This window comes from Gordonibacter sp. RACS_AR68, from assembly GCF_030418485.1.
GTDB classification, from domain to species: domain Bacteria; phylum Actinomycetota; class Coriobacteriia; order Coriobacteriales; family Eggerthellaceae; genus Gordonibacter; species Gordonibacter urolithinfaciens.
In genome coordinates this window covers 54,843-70,356 of record NZ_JAIPUP010000007.1, presented here as the reverse complement: position 1 = coordinate 70,356, position 15,514 = coordinate 54,843, and the positions used below count along the sequence as shown (strand labels likewise).

15 protein-coding genes and 1 tRNA gene are annotated in these 15,514 nt (G+C 66.7%); 11 read left to right on the top strand and 5 right to left on the bottom strand.

Annotated features, from left to right (window positions below):
• Positions 1-57: 57 nt before the first annotated feature.
• Positions 58-861, bottom strand: a complete 804-nt coding sequence (locus tag K9U15_RS13145) for a putative ABC transporter permease (RefSeq protein ID WP_096228515.1) — start codon at positions 859-861, stop codon at positions 58-60.
• 110 nt (positions 862-971) lie between these two features.
• Between K9U15_RS13145 and hemH the strand changes: the two genes are divergently transcribed.
• The gene (gene hemH, locus K9U15_RS13140) at positions 972-1,988 is read left to right on the top strand and encodes a ferrochelatase (protein WP_224767871.1); all 1,017 of its coding nucleotides are present in this window, start codon (positions 972-974) and stop codon (positions 1,986-1,988) included.
• The gene (coaBC, locus tag K9U15_RS13135) at positions 1,985-3,211 is read left to right on the top strand and encodes a bifunctional phosphopantothenoylcysteine decarboxylase/phosphopantothenate--cysteine ligase CoaBC (protein WP_301156325.1); all 1,227 of its coding nucleotides are present in this window, start codon (positions 1,985-1,987) and stop codon (positions 3,209-3,211) included. The genes hemH and coaBC overlap by 4 nt, the downstream gene beginning before the upstream one ends.
• A 126-nt stretch (positions 3,212-3,337) precedes the next feature.
• Here the strand turns inward: coaBC and K9U15_RS13130 are convergent, their stop codons facing one another.
• The gene (locus tag K9U15_RS13130) at positions 3,338-3,541 is read right to left on the bottom strand and encodes a cold-shock protein (protein ID WP_015538799.1); all 204 of its coding nucleotides are present in this window, start codon (positions 3,539-3,541) and stop codon (positions 3,338-3,340) included.
• Between the two features lie 317 nt (positions 3,542-3,858).
• Between K9U15_RS13130 and K9U15_RS13125 the strand changes: the two genes are divergently transcribed.
• Positions 3,859-3,935: transfer RNA gene (locus K9U15_RS13125), tRNA-Pro, on the top strand.
• 110 nt (positions 3,936-4,045) lie between these two features.
• Here the strand turns inward: K9U15_RS13125 and K9U15_RS13120 are convergent.
• The gene (locus tag K9U15_RS13120) at positions 4,046-4,945 is read right to left on the bottom strand and encodes a DMT family transporter (protein WP_123673529.1); all 900 of its coding nucleotides are present in this window, start codon (positions 4,943-4,945) and stop codon (positions 4,046-4,048) included.
• A gap of 175 nt (positions 4,946-5,120) precedes the next feature.
• On the opposite strand from K9U15_RS13120, the gene K9U15_RS13115 reads away from it, so the two are divergent.
• Together K9U15_RS13115 and K9U15_RS13110 are read left to right on the top strand one after the other, a co-directional pair.
• A complete protein-coding gene (locus K9U15_RS13115) occupies positions 5,121-5,987 on the top strand; it encodes a LysR family transcriptional regulator (protein ID WP_227115554.1) in 867 nt (288 codons plus the stop codon).
• Positions 5,988-6,113: 126 nt separating this feature from the next.
• Entirely contained in the window at positions 6,114-6,365 is a 252-nt protein-coding gene (locus K9U15_RS13110) for a GlsB/YeaQ/YmgE family stress response membrane protein (protein ID WP_015538797.1), read from the top strand.
• A 56-nt stretch (positions 6,366-6,421) separates the two neighbouring features.
• Here K9U15_RS13110 and K9U15_RS13105 read toward each other — a convergent pair whose 3' ends face one another.
• Together K9U15_RS13105 and K9U15_RS13100 are read right to left on the bottom strand one after the other, a co-directional pair.
• The gene (locus tag K9U15_RS13105; protein WP_227115555.1) at positions 6,422-7,519 is read right to left on the bottom strand and encodes a DUF4179 domain-containing protein; all 1,098 of its coding nucleotides are present in this window, start codon (positions 7,517-7,519) and stop codon (positions 6,422-6,424) included.
• On the bottom strand, positions 7,503-8,003 hold the full coding sequence (locus K9U15_RS13100; RefSeq protein WP_301156324.1) for an RNA polymerase sigma factor: 501 nt from the start codon (positions 8,001-8,003) through the stop codon (positions 7,503-7,505). Before K9U15_RS13100 ends, K9U15_RS13105 begins: the two co-directional genes overlap by 17 nt.
• Positions 8,004-8,410: 407 nt before the next feature.
• Here K9U15_RS13100 and K9U15_RS13095 point away from each other — a divergent pair, with 407 nt between their 5' ends.
• The 6 genes from K9U15_RS13095 to K9U15_RS13070 all read left to right on the top strand — a co-directional run bounded on the left by K9U15_RS13095 (position 8,411) and on the right by K9U15_RS13070 (position 15,513).
• Positions 8,411-10,012, top strand: a complete 1,602-nt coding sequence (locus tag K9U15_RS13095; protein WP_227115557.1) for an MATE family efflux transporter — start codon at positions 8,411-8,413, stop codon at positions 10,010-10,012.
• Positions 10,013-10,170: 158 nt separating this feature from the next.
• The gene (locus K9U15_RS13090) at positions 10,171-11,250 is read left to right on the top strand and encodes an NAD(P)-dependent alcohol dehydrogenase (protein WP_227115558.1); all 1,080 of its coding nucleotides are present in this window, start codon (positions 10,171-10,173) and stop codon (positions 11,248-11,250) included.
• A gap of 365 nt (positions 11,251-11,615) precedes the next feature.
• Positions 11,616-13,535: an NADH-quinone oxidoreductase subunit L gene (locus tag K9U15_RS13085; protein WP_301156322.1), complete on the top strand. Its 1,920-nt coding sequence runs from the start codon at positions 11,616-11,618 to the stop codon at positions 13,533-13,535.
• An 18-nt stretch (positions 13,536-13,553) separates the two neighbouring features.
• On the top strand, positions 13,554-14,423 hold the full coding sequence (locus tag K9U15_RS13080; protein ID WP_096228520.1) for an NADH-quinone oxidoreductase subunit H: 870 nt from the start codon (positions 13,554-13,556) through the stop codon (positions 14,421-14,423).
• 15 nt (positions 14,424-14,438) lie between these two features.
• Positions 14,439-14,882, top strand: coding sequence for an NADH-quinone oxidoreductase subunit B family protein (locus tag K9U15_RS13075; protein WP_087189811.1), 444 nt, complete (start codon positions 14,439-14,441; stop codon positions 14,880-14,882).
• 1 nt (position 14,883) lies between these two features.
• Positions 14,884-15,513, top strand: coding sequence for an NADH-quinone oxidoreductase subunit C (locus tag K9U15_RS13070; RefSeq protein WP_087189810.1), 630 nt, complete (start codon positions 14,884-14,886; stop codon positions 15,511-15,513).
• The last annotated feature ends 1 nt before the right edge of the window (position 15,514 follow it).

The following is a 15,514-nucleotide window of genomic DNA, read 5'->3' as shown; positions in this document are numbered from 1 at the left end:
AAGCCTGAGGATCGCGTCAACCGCACGAGAATGAGACATTAACCCCGTCCCCTTGTCTCATTCCTTCCCGTACACGCTCATGTTCTGCATCCTGGACTGCAAGAAGCTGTCGGGGAAGTGCTCGTCGAGGAAACGCTGCTCCCAGGTGGTGGCGGGGACGCCCTGGGCGCGTTGCCCCTCCCGATCGAGGGCGAGCACCGTGACCGCGACGTCCGCGGCCAGGAAGGCCGCCATGAGCGCCGTCACGGCGCGCACGGCGGCGTTTCGCGCGTTCACGTGCGAGAACGCCTGCTTGACGGCAGGCAGCGCCACGCGCACCCACACAAGGCCCAAAAGGCCCCACATCATGCCGAACGCGAAGTTCGTGCGCCCGTTGATGGAGCCGAACGTGCCCGAGTAGTCCCAGGCCACAGCACCCCAGAAGAACTCCATGCCCCAACTGGTCACGTACTCCAGCACACTGCCCACCACCATGGCAACCAGGAATATGACCAGGTTGTGCGAATGGTAGAAGCGGTTGAGGAACAGCGTCAGCACCACGGCGCCCACGCCGTAGATGGGCGAGAAGGGGCCCCAGACCAAGCCCGCGCGGCTCTCGAGGCCGCCGTAGACGATGGCGTGGAACACGGTCTCCACGGCGAGTCCGATAACGCAGCCCGCCACGAACAGCCAGAACAGGTTGAACCAGTCGAGCCGCAGGTAGCCGGTGTTGTGGAACACCTGGGCTCGTACCTCCTGCTTGACCTCGCTCAGCAGGTCCGCACCCTCCGAGGCGCCCGCACGCGCGGGCGCAGCCCCCGAAGGGGCCGGAGCATCGCCCTCCGATTCGGGCGAACCCGGGTTTTTCGGTTCTTTCTCCATTCATCCGTTCCTCGAGGGGCCGATAGGGCTAAACTATAGCAGATTTCTCAAGTTGGACGGGCACCGTTTCGCCTCGGCGATGCGCGCAGGCCGGGAAGGGGATCGACATCGTGCAAGAAGGGGACCGCACCGGCATTCTCCTGGTGAACACCGGCACGCCGGACGAGCCGCGACCGCGCGCCGTGCGCAAGTACCTCGCGCGCTTCCTCATGGACCCGCGCATCGCCCCCATGAACCGCGTGGGCTGGTGGTTCGTCCTCCACCTGTTCATCCTGCCCAAGCGCGGGCGCGCCTCGGCGGAGAAGTACGCGAGGATCTGGACCGAGGAGGGGTCTCCTTTCACGGTCGCCCACATGAAGCTCGCCCGCGCCCTGGACGCGCAGCTGGCCGAGGAGGGCCACGACGCCGTCGTGCGCTGCGCCATGAGCTACAGCGCCCCGTTCGTGCGCGACGCCGTGCGCGAGCTGAAGGAGGCCGGCTGCACGCGCCTCGTCGTGCTGCCGCTGTACCCGCAGAGCGCGCACTCCACCACCGGCTCGGTATCGGACGGCGTGGGCCGCGCGCTGCGCAAGGAGCGGTGGGACGTGCCCTGCGACTTCGTGGACAACTACCACGACGACCCCACCTACGTGCGCGCCATCGCCGCCTCGGTCAGGCACGCCGGCTTCGATCCCGACTCTGACGACAAGGTGCTGTTCTCGTACCATTCCATCCCGCTCGTCGACATCGAGGCGGGCGACACCTACGAGCTGCAGTCGGGTGCCTCGAGCCTCCAGATAGCGGGCGAGCTGGGCATCGAGCGCAACCGGTGGACCATCGGCTACCAGTGCCGTTTCGACAAGGGGCGCGAATGGCTCTCGCCGTTCACGCGCGACGTCCTGGCGCGCTGGGCCGAGGCAGACGTGGGCCGCGTGTTCTTCGTGTGCCCGAACTTCGCCGTGGACTGCCTCGAGACGCTCTACGACATCGAGCACGAGCTGAAGCCGTTCTATTTCGAACAGATCAGGAAGGCGGGCCGCGAGCCGCGCGAAGGCGCTTTCACGTACGTGCCCTGCCTCGACCGCAGCCGCGCGCACGTGAGGGTGCTCGCCGACGTGCTTCGCCCCCATGTGGAAGGAGGCCGATGATGGCCAGGGAAGAAGGCGCCGCGGCTCCGGCGCCGCGGAAGACGGTGCTCGTGGGCGTGACGGGCTGCATCGCGGCCTACAAGTCCTGCGAGATCGTGCGCCTCCTGCAGAAGGCCGGCGTGAGGGCGAAGGTGGTCATGACCGAGCATGCCGCCGAGTTCGTGGGACCCACGACGTTCCGTGCGCTCACGCGCGAGCCGGTGGCCGTGGGCTTGTTCGACGACCCGTCAGACCCCATACACCACGTGTCGCTTGCGCAGGAGGCCGACTGCTTCGTCATCGCGCCCTGCACGGCGAACGTCATTGCCAAGATAGCGAACGGCTTGGCCGACGACCTGCTCACCACCACGGCGCTCGCCTGCACGGGCCCGCTCGTGGTCGCGCCCGCCATGAACGTGAACATGTACGAGAACCCGGCGACGCGCTACAACCTGGGCAAGCTTCACATCCGCGGCGCGCGCATCGTGGAGGCCGGCGACGGCTATCTGGCCTGCGGCGACGTGGGACGGGGCCGTCTGGCCGAGCCGGCCGACATCGTGGCCGCCGTGCTCGAGGAGCTGGATATGCGCCGCGACCTGGCCGGGCGCCGCGTCATGGTCACGGCTGGGCCCACCGTGGAGCCCATCGATCCGGTGCGCTACCTCACGAACCGCTCGTCGGGCAAGACCGGCTACGCCATCGCACGGGCGGCTGCGGCCCGCGGGGCCGACGTCACGCTCGTGTCCGGCCCGGTGGCGCTCCCGGAGCCCGAGGGCATGCGCACGGTGCACGTGGAGACGGCGCGCGAGATGCTGTCTGCGGCCCAAAGGGCGTTTGCGGCAGCCGATATCGCCGTGTTCTCGGCTGCCGTGGCCGACATGCGGCCGCGCGAGGCTGCGGCGCACAAGTTGAAGAAGGGCGCAGGAGATGCGAGGCTCGATACCCTCGAGCTCGTGGAGAACCCCGATATCCTGGCCACGCTCGGCGCCGCCAAGCGTCCCGGCCAGGTGGTGGTGGGCTTCGCCGCCGAGACGGACGACGTGGTGGCCAATGCCCAGCGGAAGCTCTCTTCCAAGCATGCCGATCTTGTCGTGGGAAACGTCGTGGGAGGGGGCCGCGCCTTCGGCACCGACGACAACGAGGTGTGGTTCGTCACCGCCGAGGAGACTTACGGCCTTCCCCTCATGTCCAAGGACCGGCTGGCCGACCGCATCCTCGACGTGGCCGCCTCGTTCCTGCCGTAAGCCGAGCCTGATCTTTCAGCTGGTCCTTCCTGTAAAAGCAAGAAAGCCCCTCGGCCCGAAAGGGCGGAGGGGCTTTCTCGAATCGGGGCCGGTAGGCGGCCTCGGGCAGTTCGGAAGTTCGGCGAACTAGATGGTGTGCACCATCGTAGCCTGGCTCTTGCCGTTGTTGCCGACCGCGACGGTGAACTCGACGTGGGCGTTCTCCTCGAGGGTCTTGAACCCGTCGGTCTGGATCTCGCTGAAGTGGACGAACAGGTCATCGCCGCCGTCCTGAGAGATGAAACCGTAGCCCTTGTCGGCGTTGAACCATTTGACTGTACCAGTAGACATGCAAACCTAGCTTTCTGCCCCGCAGGGCACTTAACGGGCAGCGCGGCCGAAACCGAACCGCTGCCAACAACGTGCGGCAACGTGCCGCGTCAACCAGTGTACGCGCATCCGCGGGCTTTTCGGTCGGGGTTGGTCGGAAAGTCCCTTGCACACGCTATCCACACGATCGGCCCGTCGGCGGGCGTTGCACCCAAGATCACCTGCAATTGAAAAAGATTCGGGGAAGATGATAAATTCCATCTTGAAATACCCGGCGAGTAACGGTAATATATTCAAGCTGTCTGACGGGGAAACGATACAAACCCCAAGACGCATAACGGGTTGTGGCGCAGTTTGGTAGCGCACTTGACTGGGGGTCAAGGGGTCGCAGGTTCAAATCCTGTCAACCCGACCAGAAACTCGAAAGCCGCCTTCGGGCGGCTTTTTCGTGCTTGCGGGGGTTTCGCGGCGCAGCGTGCGCGGGCTTCACGCCAGGCGCTTGGGGCGAAGCCGAAACGCCTGGCCCTACAGCGCCGCTTCCGCGCCGCGAGCGCGACGGACGTGGGGCAGGTGCAGCCTCGCGCCGCACTCGGCGTACACGGCGCCGCCTATGACGAGCACCACGCCTATCGCCTGAGCAGGGGAGAAGGCCTCGCCCAAGAGCAGCGCGGACAGCACGACGGCCGCGAGCGGCTCCAGGTAGCCGCACACCGACACCGTCTGCGCCGGCAGCTTGCCCATGGCGGAGAAGTACACGAAGCAGCCGAATCCGGTGTTCACCAGGCCCAGCACCAGGAGGGGCGCCCAGTCGGCCGGGCCTATCTGCAGCGAGGTCCCCCCGGTTGCGCCGACGAACAGCGCAACGGCCGCGAAGCTGGACACGAGCTGCACGGCAGAGCTCTCAAGCCCCTCCACGTGGCGCACCTTCTTCGCGAACACGACCATCGCTGCGTACATGACTGCCGACATCCCGCCGCAGAACAGCCCCCATCCCGATGCGCCCTCGCCGAGCGCGCGGCCGTTCACCAGCAGCACGCCGACCAGCACGAGGCCGAACCCGGCGAGCTTCGCACGGGTCAGCCGCTCGCCGAACAGCCACGGCGACAGGGCGGCCACGATGATGGGGCCGCAGTAGTACACGAGCGAGGCGGTGCCCACGCCCAGATGGCGATACGCCTCGAACAGGAAGAGCCAGCTGGCGCCCAGCGCGGCGCCGGATGCGGCAAGGCAGCCCAAGTCGCCGAGGTGCCGGTGGAACGTGACGCGGCGCTTCGCGGCAAGCAGCAGCACGACCAGCAGCAGGCTTCCCAGCAACGTGCGCAGCAGCACGACCGAGGAGCTGGGCAAGGCGATGCCGCTCGCCACGATGCCGTTGCTGCCGAACAGGAGCAGCGCCCCTACGTACTTCCCGTAATCCCGTGCCACCTTCGTCCTTCTTTCCTTGATACGCCGCCTACCCGCATAAGGTGCGAGAAACTGCCGGACGACAGTGTGTCACAGAACCAAAAAGCACAAAAGCGAATGTTTATCATAATAAGCATGATAAAATCGCATGCAAAAGGGAAACGATGGCCCACGGAGGCGGAAAGAGAGGACGGCGGTGGACGCGAGCATCCAGAAGTACCAGGCGTTCGTGAGGACGGTTGAGCTGGGAAGCTTCACCAAGGCGGCCGAGTCGCTGTCGTATTCCCAGTCGGGCGTGAGCCGCATGGTGGCCGACCTGGAGCGGGAGTGGAAAGTCGCCTTGCTCGAGCGCGGGCGGGCCGGCGTGCGCCTCACGTCCGAGGGCACGCGCCTCCTGCCCTGCATCCGACGCGTGTGCGAGGAGCATGCGCGCCTGCAGGCCCAGGTCGACGAGCTGAACGGGCTGCAGGCGGGCCTCATCCGCATCGGCACGTTCTCCAGCGTGGCCACCCATTGGCTGCCGAACGTCATCCGCGCGTTCCAAGAGGACTACCCGAACATCGACTACGAGCTTTTGCTGGGAGATTACAGCGAGATCGAGGAGTGGGTGCTCGAGGGGCGCGTGGACTGCGGCTTCCTGCGCCTGCCTGCGCACCGCGGCCTGGAGACGGTGTTCATCGAGCGCGACGAGCTGCTGGCCGTGCTCCCCGAGGGGCACCCGTTGGCCGAGCAGGAGCGCGTGCCGGCGGAGGAGCTGTGCGAGGAGCCGTTCCTGCTGCTGGAGAAGGGCGACAACACCGTGGTGTCCGAGGTGTTCGAGCGCGACGGCCTGTCACCGCGCACGCGGTTCACCACCTGGGACGACTACGCCATCATGGCCATGGTGGAATGCGGGCTGGGCGTGAGCATCCTGCCTGGGCTCATCCTGCGGCGCGCGCCGTACCGCATCGCGGCGCGGCCGTTGGAGGAGCCCGCCTACCGCACCATAGGACTCGCCCTGCGCAGCCGCGAGGCGGCCTCGCTCGCCACGCAACGCTTCCTGGAGTACCTGGACTGCCGCTGACGGCCGGCGGGCGGATCTTCGCGAAACAGCGTGGAAACGCCGTGCGCACGGGATGCTTCCAGTATCGGCTGCCCGGCCCGCGAACTCCTACACTGGACGGTGTCGGTCACAGAAAGGAGCATAACTATGAGCATTATCGTGTGGATCATCATCGGCGGCCTGGCCGGCTGGGTCGCGGGCATGATCATGAAGGAGCAGGGCAGCTTGGTGAAGAACATCATAGTGGGCATCGTGGGCGCGCTCATCGGCGGGTTCATCATGAGCTTCTTCGGGGCTGAGGGCTTCACCGGGTTCAACCTATGGTCGTTCGTGGTGGCGTTGCTCGGGTCGGTGGTGCTGCTGGCCATCATCAACTTCGTCACCAAGAAGAGCGCCTAGGCGAACCGGAGGAGGCCCCGCTGCTTTGGCTTGCGGCGCCTCCTCCGGCTTAGTGGCTACGGCAGCGCTATCTCCGTGCCGCCGATGGTGACGGAGGCCACGTCGTCGGTGTTCAAGAACTCTTCGAACACTATGTTCTTATGGCAGGCGGTCGTGCTGCCGTTCTCGCGGGTTCCCCCGCTGTGCTTCGAGGCATCGATTTCGAGAACCGTCCCGTCCTTCATGTTCACCGTGATGGACGGGTTGAGGAAGCGGTCGACCTCGCTGCCGTTGTGCTCGGACAGGCGCCCGGATCCTTGCTCGAGCCAGTCCATGGCGCCGTCGGCCGTGTACTCGAGCGTGAGCGCGATCGGCGAGATGCTGGCGCTGTCCAGCGTGGCGCCCATGCCGTTCAGCTCGAACGGCTGCCCGGCCGGCAGGTCGACGGAGGTGTCCTCGTAGTCCACGACGAACTTCATGTCCCAGGTGCCTTCGGCAACGGCCTCGCGCCCGCCGTCGCCGTACCGGTACAGGTTCTGGAAGCTCGCGCGCGCCGTATGCCCGATGATGCTGCCGCCGATCGAGGTGACGGACATCTGCTCCACGTACTGGATGGCGTTGTCGGAGGGGTCGGCATCGTAGAAGTGGCCGCTGCCGCCGCCCGTCGTCACCCCGTCGACGTGGACTCCGGCCGCCTCTCCGAACCCGAGGGGCAGCGCACCGTTGTCCAGGGCATCGATATCCCCGAACGGCGTGCCGTCGTCCTTGGCGATGCTGAACACGATGGTGTAGTTCGCCCGGTCGCCGATGATGGCCTCGGCCGTGACGGTGACGCCGTTCGACGTGGCGCTCGCGCCGAGGGGGCGCCCTATCTTGCCCACGACCTCGGTCTGGGCGGGTGGGCCGCCGAACAGGTCGTCCATGACGTTGCCCACGCCCATGAGCGCGCCGGAGGCGTACGCACCCCCTGCCAGGCCTACTGCCAGAACCACCGTGGCCGCCGCTGCCGCCGCGAAGCGCCAGCGGCGCTTGTCGCCGCGCGCTGCGTGCACATCCGGTTGCGGGCGCGCCGCCCGCGCCTGCTCCTGCGCCGCAGCCAGGCGCGCCGCCATGCGCTCCTTCGCGGCGGGCGAGAATCTCAGGTCGTCCATGGCCTCGTTATACTCCCTGTCCACAATAGGCTCCTTCCAACATAGTGCGGAGCTTGCCGCGGCCGCGGCTCAGATGAGCGCTGACGGCCGACTCGCTCCGTCCGGTGAGCTCCGAGATCTCCCGGATCGAGTACCCTTCGTAATAATGGAGGTAGATGGCCTCGCGGTACTTCGCCGGCAGCGCCATGACGGCGTCCACGACCCCGCTGTCAGGCTCGTCGGGGACTGCGGCATCAGGCGCCGCCTCCAGCCCAACCGTGTGCCTCCTGAACCCGCTGCGCAGCGCGTCCTTGCAGGCGTTCGCCGTCGTGCGGACGACCCAGGCCTTCTCGTGCTCGGGTCCCTCGAACCTCGTGCGGGCCCCCATGAGCTTGAGCAGCACCGTCTGGCAGACGTCCTCCGCGTCGTGCGTGGACTTCAGGTAGGTGTAGCTCAGCCGCAGTATGAGGTCCGCGTAGGCCTCGACCAGCCGCTCGGCCTCCACCTCGCTTGCTCTTCTTGTCTCCATCCGTGGCTTTTCCCTCTCTTGCCCGGCTGCCGCCGGGGATGTTCGAGCAACGTCGCTTCACCTTCAATACGATCCAGGGACGGCTTTCCTGACAGCATAGCGCGAATTCTCGGAAAAACCGGGGGAGCGCCCGTCGCGCTCCCGTCAACCGGCCGGCTGGCAAGCAGGGCCTCGCAAGCGCCCGCATTTGCCCGCACGGGCGGGCTTGCCGCCGCTTGCGGGCTCCCGTATACTGGCCTCTGTTCGGGATGACCCGAGCCGGCGCGGCGTCGAGCCCCGAGAGGGAAGTTCCGCCGCCTGTCCAGTCTGCCGGGACAACCCGGGAAATTCCGCGATCGAGAAAACCGCACCGTCCGCGAGGCGGGCAGGGCTCGAGGTCGCCTGCGTTCATGCAACGGGGTAGCACGATGGAGGAGAAGAAGGGAACGCCGCGAGGCGGGGGAGAGGGCGCCTCCCGCGTCGGCGGCGAAGCCGAGGATACGTCGCTGTCGGCCCAAATAGCCGCCCAGGAGCCGTTCGAGCGCCGCCCGGTGCTCGACACCGGCGACCTCGAGGTGGCCGTGCCCGTCGCGCGCACGGACCAGCAGCGCGCCGGCGACGCGAAGATCGACCGCATGGGCACCGCCAGCACGCTCAAGCTGCTGCTGGAATTCTCCATCCCGGCCGTGTTCGGCGTGCTCGTGCAGACGCTCTACAACGTCATCGACGCCGTGTACGTGGGCGCCGCGGTGGGGGAGAACGGCCTGGCGGCCACGACGGTGGCGAACCCCGCCATGACGTTCATGGTGGCCGTGGCCATGCTCGTGGGCGTGGGCGGCAACGCGCTCGCGGCCATCAAGCTGGGCGAGCGGAAGAAGCGCGTGGCCGAGCGCGTGCTGGGCAACAGCTTCGTGCTGCTCGTGGGCGCGGGCGTCGTCGCCTGGATCGTCGGCCTCGCGGCGCTCGACCCCATCCTGCGCGCCTCGGGCGCCGACGACGCGGTGCTGCCGCACGCGCGCGCCTTCATGACGGTCATCATCGCGGGCTGTCCCTTGCAGTTCGTGGCGTTCGGCATGAACAACTTCATCCGCACGGCGGGCCACCCCAACCGCGCGCTCGGCTCCATGCTCGTGGGCACGGGCGCGAACATCGTGCTCGGCTACCTGTTCATCATCGTGCTCGACGGCGGCATGACGGGCGCGGGGCTCGCCACCGTATGCTCGTGGGCGCTCTCGGCCGCCTTCGTCATGCAGTTCTTCCTGAAGAAGGGCTCGCCCATGCCGCTGCGCCGCGAGGCCCTCGGCATCAAGTGGCGCGTGGCGCTGCGCATCTGCGCGCTCGGCGTGGCCCCCTCGGTCATGGAGCTGGGCTTCGCGGTGTCGAACATGATCATGAACAACCTGCTGCTGTCCTACGGCGCCTCCGACCCCCTCGGCTCGGACGGCGCGCTCGCGGTCATGCGCGTGCTCTCGGCCGTGGGCATGTTCACCATCATGCCGTCCATGGGCATCGCCATGGGCGCGCAGCCCATCATCGGCTACAACTACGGCGCGCGGAAGTTCGGGCGCATGAAGCGCACGCTGGGGCAGGGCATCCTCCTGGGCATCGCCATCACCACGCCCCTGTGGCTCACCGTGCTCTTCCTGCCCGATATGTACGCGCACCTGTTCAGCCTGCCGGAGGCCTACCTGGACGCCACGGCGTGGGCGCTCATCGCCTACCTCGTGTTCATACCCATCCTTCCCGTGGCGCTCATCGGGTCGAACTACTTCGACGCCACCGGGCAGGCGCTCAAGGCGACGCTGCTCACGCTCACGCGCCAGATACTGTTCTTCATCCCGCTGCTCTTGGCGAGCCCCCACGTACTGCCGCTCGTGCTTCCCTGGACGCCGCTGCAGAGCCTGTTCTTCGCGCCCTCGATCTCGGACATCACCTCCACGCTGCTCGTGGTGGCCTTCCTGGCGGCGGAGTGGCGCCGCCTGCGCAAGCTGGAGGCGCGCGAGGCCCTTGAAGCGCCCGGCGCCTCCTAAGGGAGCCTCCGCCCGCCGCAGCTCCCTCGCCGCCCGCCGCCGCGCGCGTCCGCAGGGATGGGCGATACCGCCGGTTGGCGGTGCGGCCGCGTCTGCGCTCGACGCGGAGCCTAGCATGGTGCGCAAGGCTACCGAGGAGCACGAAGGAGGAGCGCACCATGAAGATCGAGGCCGCCGTTACCCACGGCATGGGCGAGGAATTCGAGATCGGGGAAGTCGAGCTGGCAGAACCCCGCTCCAACGAGGTTCTGGTGAGGGTGGTGGCGACGGGCGTCTGCCATACGGATGCCGTCGCCCGGGACAACGGCATCGTGCCCTATCCGATCGTCCTCGGGCACGAGGGGGCCGGCATCGTCGAGCGGGCGGGCGCGAACGTGAAGACGGTCGGGCCGGGAGACCACGTGGTGCTCTCGTACTCCTCGTGCGGCCATTGCGAGAACTGCCTGTCCGCCCATCCCTCCACGTGCGAGAAGATGAACGACCTGAATTTCGGCTCCGAGGGCATCGAGCGCCTGGAGCAGGACGGGAGGCCGGTGGCCACGTTCTTCGGGCAGTCCTCGTTCGCCACCTACGCCGTCGCCGACGAGCGCAACGTGGTGAAGGTCCCCGACGACGTGGAGTTGGAGCTGCTCGGCCCTCTGGGTTGCGGCATCCAGACGGGCAGCGGGACGGTGCTCGTCCGCCTCAAGCCCTCGTTCGGCTCCACGATCGCCGTGTACGGTTGCGGAGCGGTGGGGCTTAGCGCCGTCATGGCGGCGAAGATCGCGGGATGCAGGACCGTCATCGCGGTCGACGTGCACGAGAGCCGCCTCGAGCTGGCGCGCGAGCTGGGCGCCGACTACGCGCTCAACAGCAGCGAGGTGGACGTGGTGGAGGAAGTCAGGAAGGCTACGGGCTCGGGCACCCATTTCGCGGTCGAGACGACCGGCGTCCCCGCGGTCGTCCACCAGAGCCTGGCGGCGCTGCGCCCGCTGGGCACGGTGGCCATCGTGGGCATCACGCCCGAGATGACCGTCGATATGTTCGGCGAGGTCATGGCCGAGGGGAAAACGGTGACGGGCGTCATAGAGGGCGACACCGTGCCCCAGCTGTTCATCCCCGAGCTGGTAGAGTACTACCGCCAGGGCCGCTTCCCCTTCGACAAGCTGGTGGAGTTCTATGACTTCGAGAACATCAACCAGGCGTTCGAGGATTCCCGAACCGGCAAGACCATCAAACCGGTCGTCAAGATGAGGTAGGGTCCGGCCGAAAGCATGCCCGAAAGCGCGCCCCGCATGCCATGCGGGGCGTTTCTGCGTGCAGGGGAGGGCGGGCGCGCACATTGCGCCGCCCTACGGTATACGGCCTGTTGAAAAGCCGTTACCGCCGTTAAAAACCGCTCGCGACGGCAAACCTGCCACTGCCCGGCGATACGAATACCCAATGCATCCATAATACAACCGTGGCGCTCTCCTTTCGCCGGATAATACGCTCCGATGGGGAAGCGCTGGGGCCGGGGATGCCCAGGTTTGCTAAAGTTCGGTCATCGCTTGCACGGGGGTTCAGGTTTCCCTGCCGCATTCTGCAAGCTTTCCATCAACCGACACAAGTGAAGGGATACGACGTGGCTCTGCTCGGGTTCTTAATCCTTTTCCCGCTGGTCGTTGCCGCCGTGCTTTTGGTCGTGCGCAACAACCGGGCGAGAAGCGCGATTGTGGGCGCCTCGGCGCTCGTCATCGGCCTGGCCTCCATCTGGTTGGTGGCCACCTACCTGGGGGCTCCCTGGGTAACGTTCGACTTCGAATCGCCCCTCATCGACTACGCCAGCACGGCGGTGAGCGTGCTCGTGGCGGCTGCTATCCTGTACTACGGCATCCGCTACAAGAACGTGCTCGCCTGCGTGCTCGCCGTGATCCAGGTGGTGGGCTCGCTCGTGTTCGAGTTCGGCTTCGCCCACTCCATCGACGTGACCGAGGCGCTGTACCTCGACTCGCTGTCGCTGCTCATGGCGTTCATCATCGGCGTCATCGGCTCCGGCATCTGCGTGTACGCGCTCGGCTACATGGAGGACTTCCAGGCCCACGAGCCGGAGGGGGCCAAGGACCGCCGCCCCGTGTTCTTCGCGCTCATGTTCGTGTTCCTGTCCGCCATGTTCCTGATCGTGTTCTCGAACAACATGGTGTGGATGTTCACGGGCTGGGAGGTCACGACGGTCTGCTCGTTCCTCCTCATCGCCTACACGCGCACCGAGGAGGCCATCAAGAACGCCTTCCGCCAGATCATCATGAACCTGCTGGGCGGCCTCGGCTTCCTGGCGGCGCTCTACCTGAGCGCCATCCAGCTGGGCACGCTGTCGTTCCTCGAGTTCCTGCAGATCGGCGTCCAGAACCCGGCGCTCGTGGTGCTGCCGGTGTGCGCGCTGGCGTTCGCGGGCCTCACGAAGGCCGCGCAGATGCCGTTCCACACGTGGCTGCTCGGCGCCATGGTGGCGCCCACGCCCACCTCGGCGCTGCTCCACTCGTCCACCATGGTCAAGGCCGGCGTGTTCCTGCTGGTGAAGCTGGCGCCCGTGTTCCTGGTGTGCCCCGTGCCGTCGGTGATGGTCGTGCTCGTGGGCGGCATCACGTTCGCGCTGTGCTCGTTCATGGCCATCTCGCAGAGCAACGCCAAGCGCGTGCTCGCGTACTCCACGATCGCGAACCTCGGCCTCATCACGGCCTGCGCGGGCGTCGGAACCCCGGAGGCCGTCTGGGCCGCCGCGTTCCTCATCCTGTTCCATTCCATCGCGAAGTCGCTGCTGTTCCTGTGCGTCGGCACGGCCGAGCACCACATCGGCAGCCGCGATATCGAGGATATGGACCTTCTGTTCGATCGCATGCCGCGGCTTGCACGCTTCATGATGCTGGGTATCATGTGCATGTTCATCGCACCGTTCGGCATGCTGGTGGCGAAGTGGGCCACGCTCGTTTCGTTCGTTGACACGGGCCAGGTCGCCCTCATCCTGCTCCTGGCCTTCGGCTCGGCCGCCACGTTCATGTTCTGGGCCAAGTGGCTGGGCAAGCTCTCCGGCATCGCCGGCCGGCCCGAGAACGTGGAGGTGACCGTGCACAAGAGCGAGTGGACCGCCATCGTCATCATGGCCGTGCTCGTGGTCGTGGGCTGCGTGTGCCTGCCCATCATCTCGCAGCTTGTCGTCGAGCCCTACGTGTACAGCGTGTTCGGCGTGCTCGGCCAGGACATCGCCTCCACGAACCTGTGGATCGCCTCCATCGCCGCAGCGCTCATCGCCATCGTGCTGTTCGCGGGGCTCGGGCGCGGCAAGGCCAAGAAGGCCGAGGTGTACCTCGCCGGCGTGAGCGCCGACAACGAGGCGCGCGTCTACCGCAACTCGCTGTCGGGCGAGTCGGCCGCCACGTCCCGCAACATGTACCTGGACGGCATATTCGGGGAGAAGCGCATCAACCCCGTGGGCACGGTGGCCTGCGCCCTCGTCATCATCGTCGCGTTCGGTTTCTCGGCCATCACGCTGCCGGGCCTGTTCTAGGAAAGGGTGTGATCTGAAATGTCCCTGCTCTTCGCTCTCATCGGCACCCTCGCCTTCGCCATCGCGGCACCGGTGCTGGGCTGCCTCCTGGCCGGCCTCGACCGCAAGATCACGGCGCGCATGCAGGGCCGCGTGGGCCCGCCGCTGCTGCAGCCGTACTACGATGTGCGCAAGCTCATCGAGAAGGACAACGTCTCCGTCAACTCCAGCGAGGGAACCTACATCACGTGCGCGCTCGTGTTCACGCTGCTGGCTGGAGGCATCTTCTACTCGGGCGGCAACCTGCTCATGAGCGTGTTCGTCATCACGCTCGCGGGCCTGTTCTTCATCATCGCCGCGTACTCCACGCGCAGCCCCTACGCGGAGCTCGGCGCGAACCGCGAGACGCTGCAGGTCATGTCCTACGAACCCATGGTGCTGTTCATGGCCGTGGCGTTCTACATGGCTGCCGGCACGTTCGACTCGGCGGGCGTCTTCGCCCTCGACGCGCCCGTGGTCACGAGCATCTGGCTCGTGTTCCTGGGCCTGCTGTTCGTGCTCACCATCAAGCTGCGCAAGTCGCCGTTCGACCTTTCGTACTCCCACCACGCCCACCAGGAGCTCGTCAAGGGCATCACCACCGAGATGAGCGGCAAGACGCTCGCGAAGGTGGAGATCATGCACTGGTGCGAGAACGTGCTGTTCCTGGGTTGGGTCGGCCTGTTCTTCGTGTGGGGCAACCCGCTCTCCATCGTGCTGGCCATCGCCGTGGTCGTGCTCGTGTACTTCCTGGAGATCTGGATCGACAACAACTTCGCCCGCGTGAAATGGCAGGCCATGCTCTCGTCGGCCTGGGCCGTGGCGTTCGTGGCGGGCTTCGTCAACATCGCCGTCCTGGCGTACCTGTAAGGAGGCGCGGAACCAATGACGTTCGCAACGAAATCACCGTGGGTCATCCACTACGACGGCTCGAGCTGCAACGGCTGCGACATCGAGGTGCTGGCGGCGCTGTGCCCCGGCTACGACGTGGAGCGCTTCGGCATCATCAACACGGGCAATCCCAAGCACGCCGACATCTTCCTGGTCACCGGCAGCGTGAACGAGCGCAACATCAAGGTGGTGCAGGAGATCTACAACCAGATGGTCGAGCCCAAGGTCGTCATCGCGTGCGGCATCTGCGCGTGCTCGGCCGGCATCTTCCACGACTGCTACAACGTGATAGGCGGCGTGGACCAGGCCATACCCGTTGACGTGTACGCGCCCGGCTGCGCCGTGCGCCCCGAGGCCATCATCGACGCGGTCGTGCAGGGCCTTGGCATACTGGAAGAGAAATCGAAGGCCCTGCAGGCTCAGAAGAAGGGAGCGTGACATGGCGCTTGAGACGACGTTCGTCCCGCTGACCGTCGAGGAGCTGCCGGCGCTGGCGGCCGCCAAGAAGGACGGCGGCTGGCGGTTCGTGCAGCTGCTCGCCGTGAACACCGAGGACGGCATCGACCTGGTCTACTCGTTCATGAAGGACAACCTGCTGGAGAACCACGAGATCAAGGGCGTCCAGAAGGGCACGACGGTGCCCAGCATCACCGACCGGTTCCTCGAGGCGTTCGTGTTCGAGAACGAGACGCACGACCTGTTCGGCGTGGACGTGCAGGGCATCGCCATCGACTTCGGCGGCAACTTCTACGCGCTGGCGCAGAAAGAGCCCATGACCATCATATCGCCGGAGCAGAAGGCCGCGCGCGAGAAGGCCAAGAAGGTGGCCGCCGCCAAGGCTGCGAAGGAGAAGGCCGCCAAGGCGGCCGCGGCGAACGCCGCCTACGTGGAGACGCACCCCGACGCCGCCCCCGCCCCCGGCGAGCGCGGCTACATCGCGCCGCCCGAGGACGACGATCTGGAGACGAAGCTGGCCGGCATGGACCCCGAGAAGGTCGCCCGCGTGCGCGCGGCCATCGCCGCGAAGGCCAAGAAGGCGGCCGCCGAGGCCGGGAAGGAAGGTGAGTAGC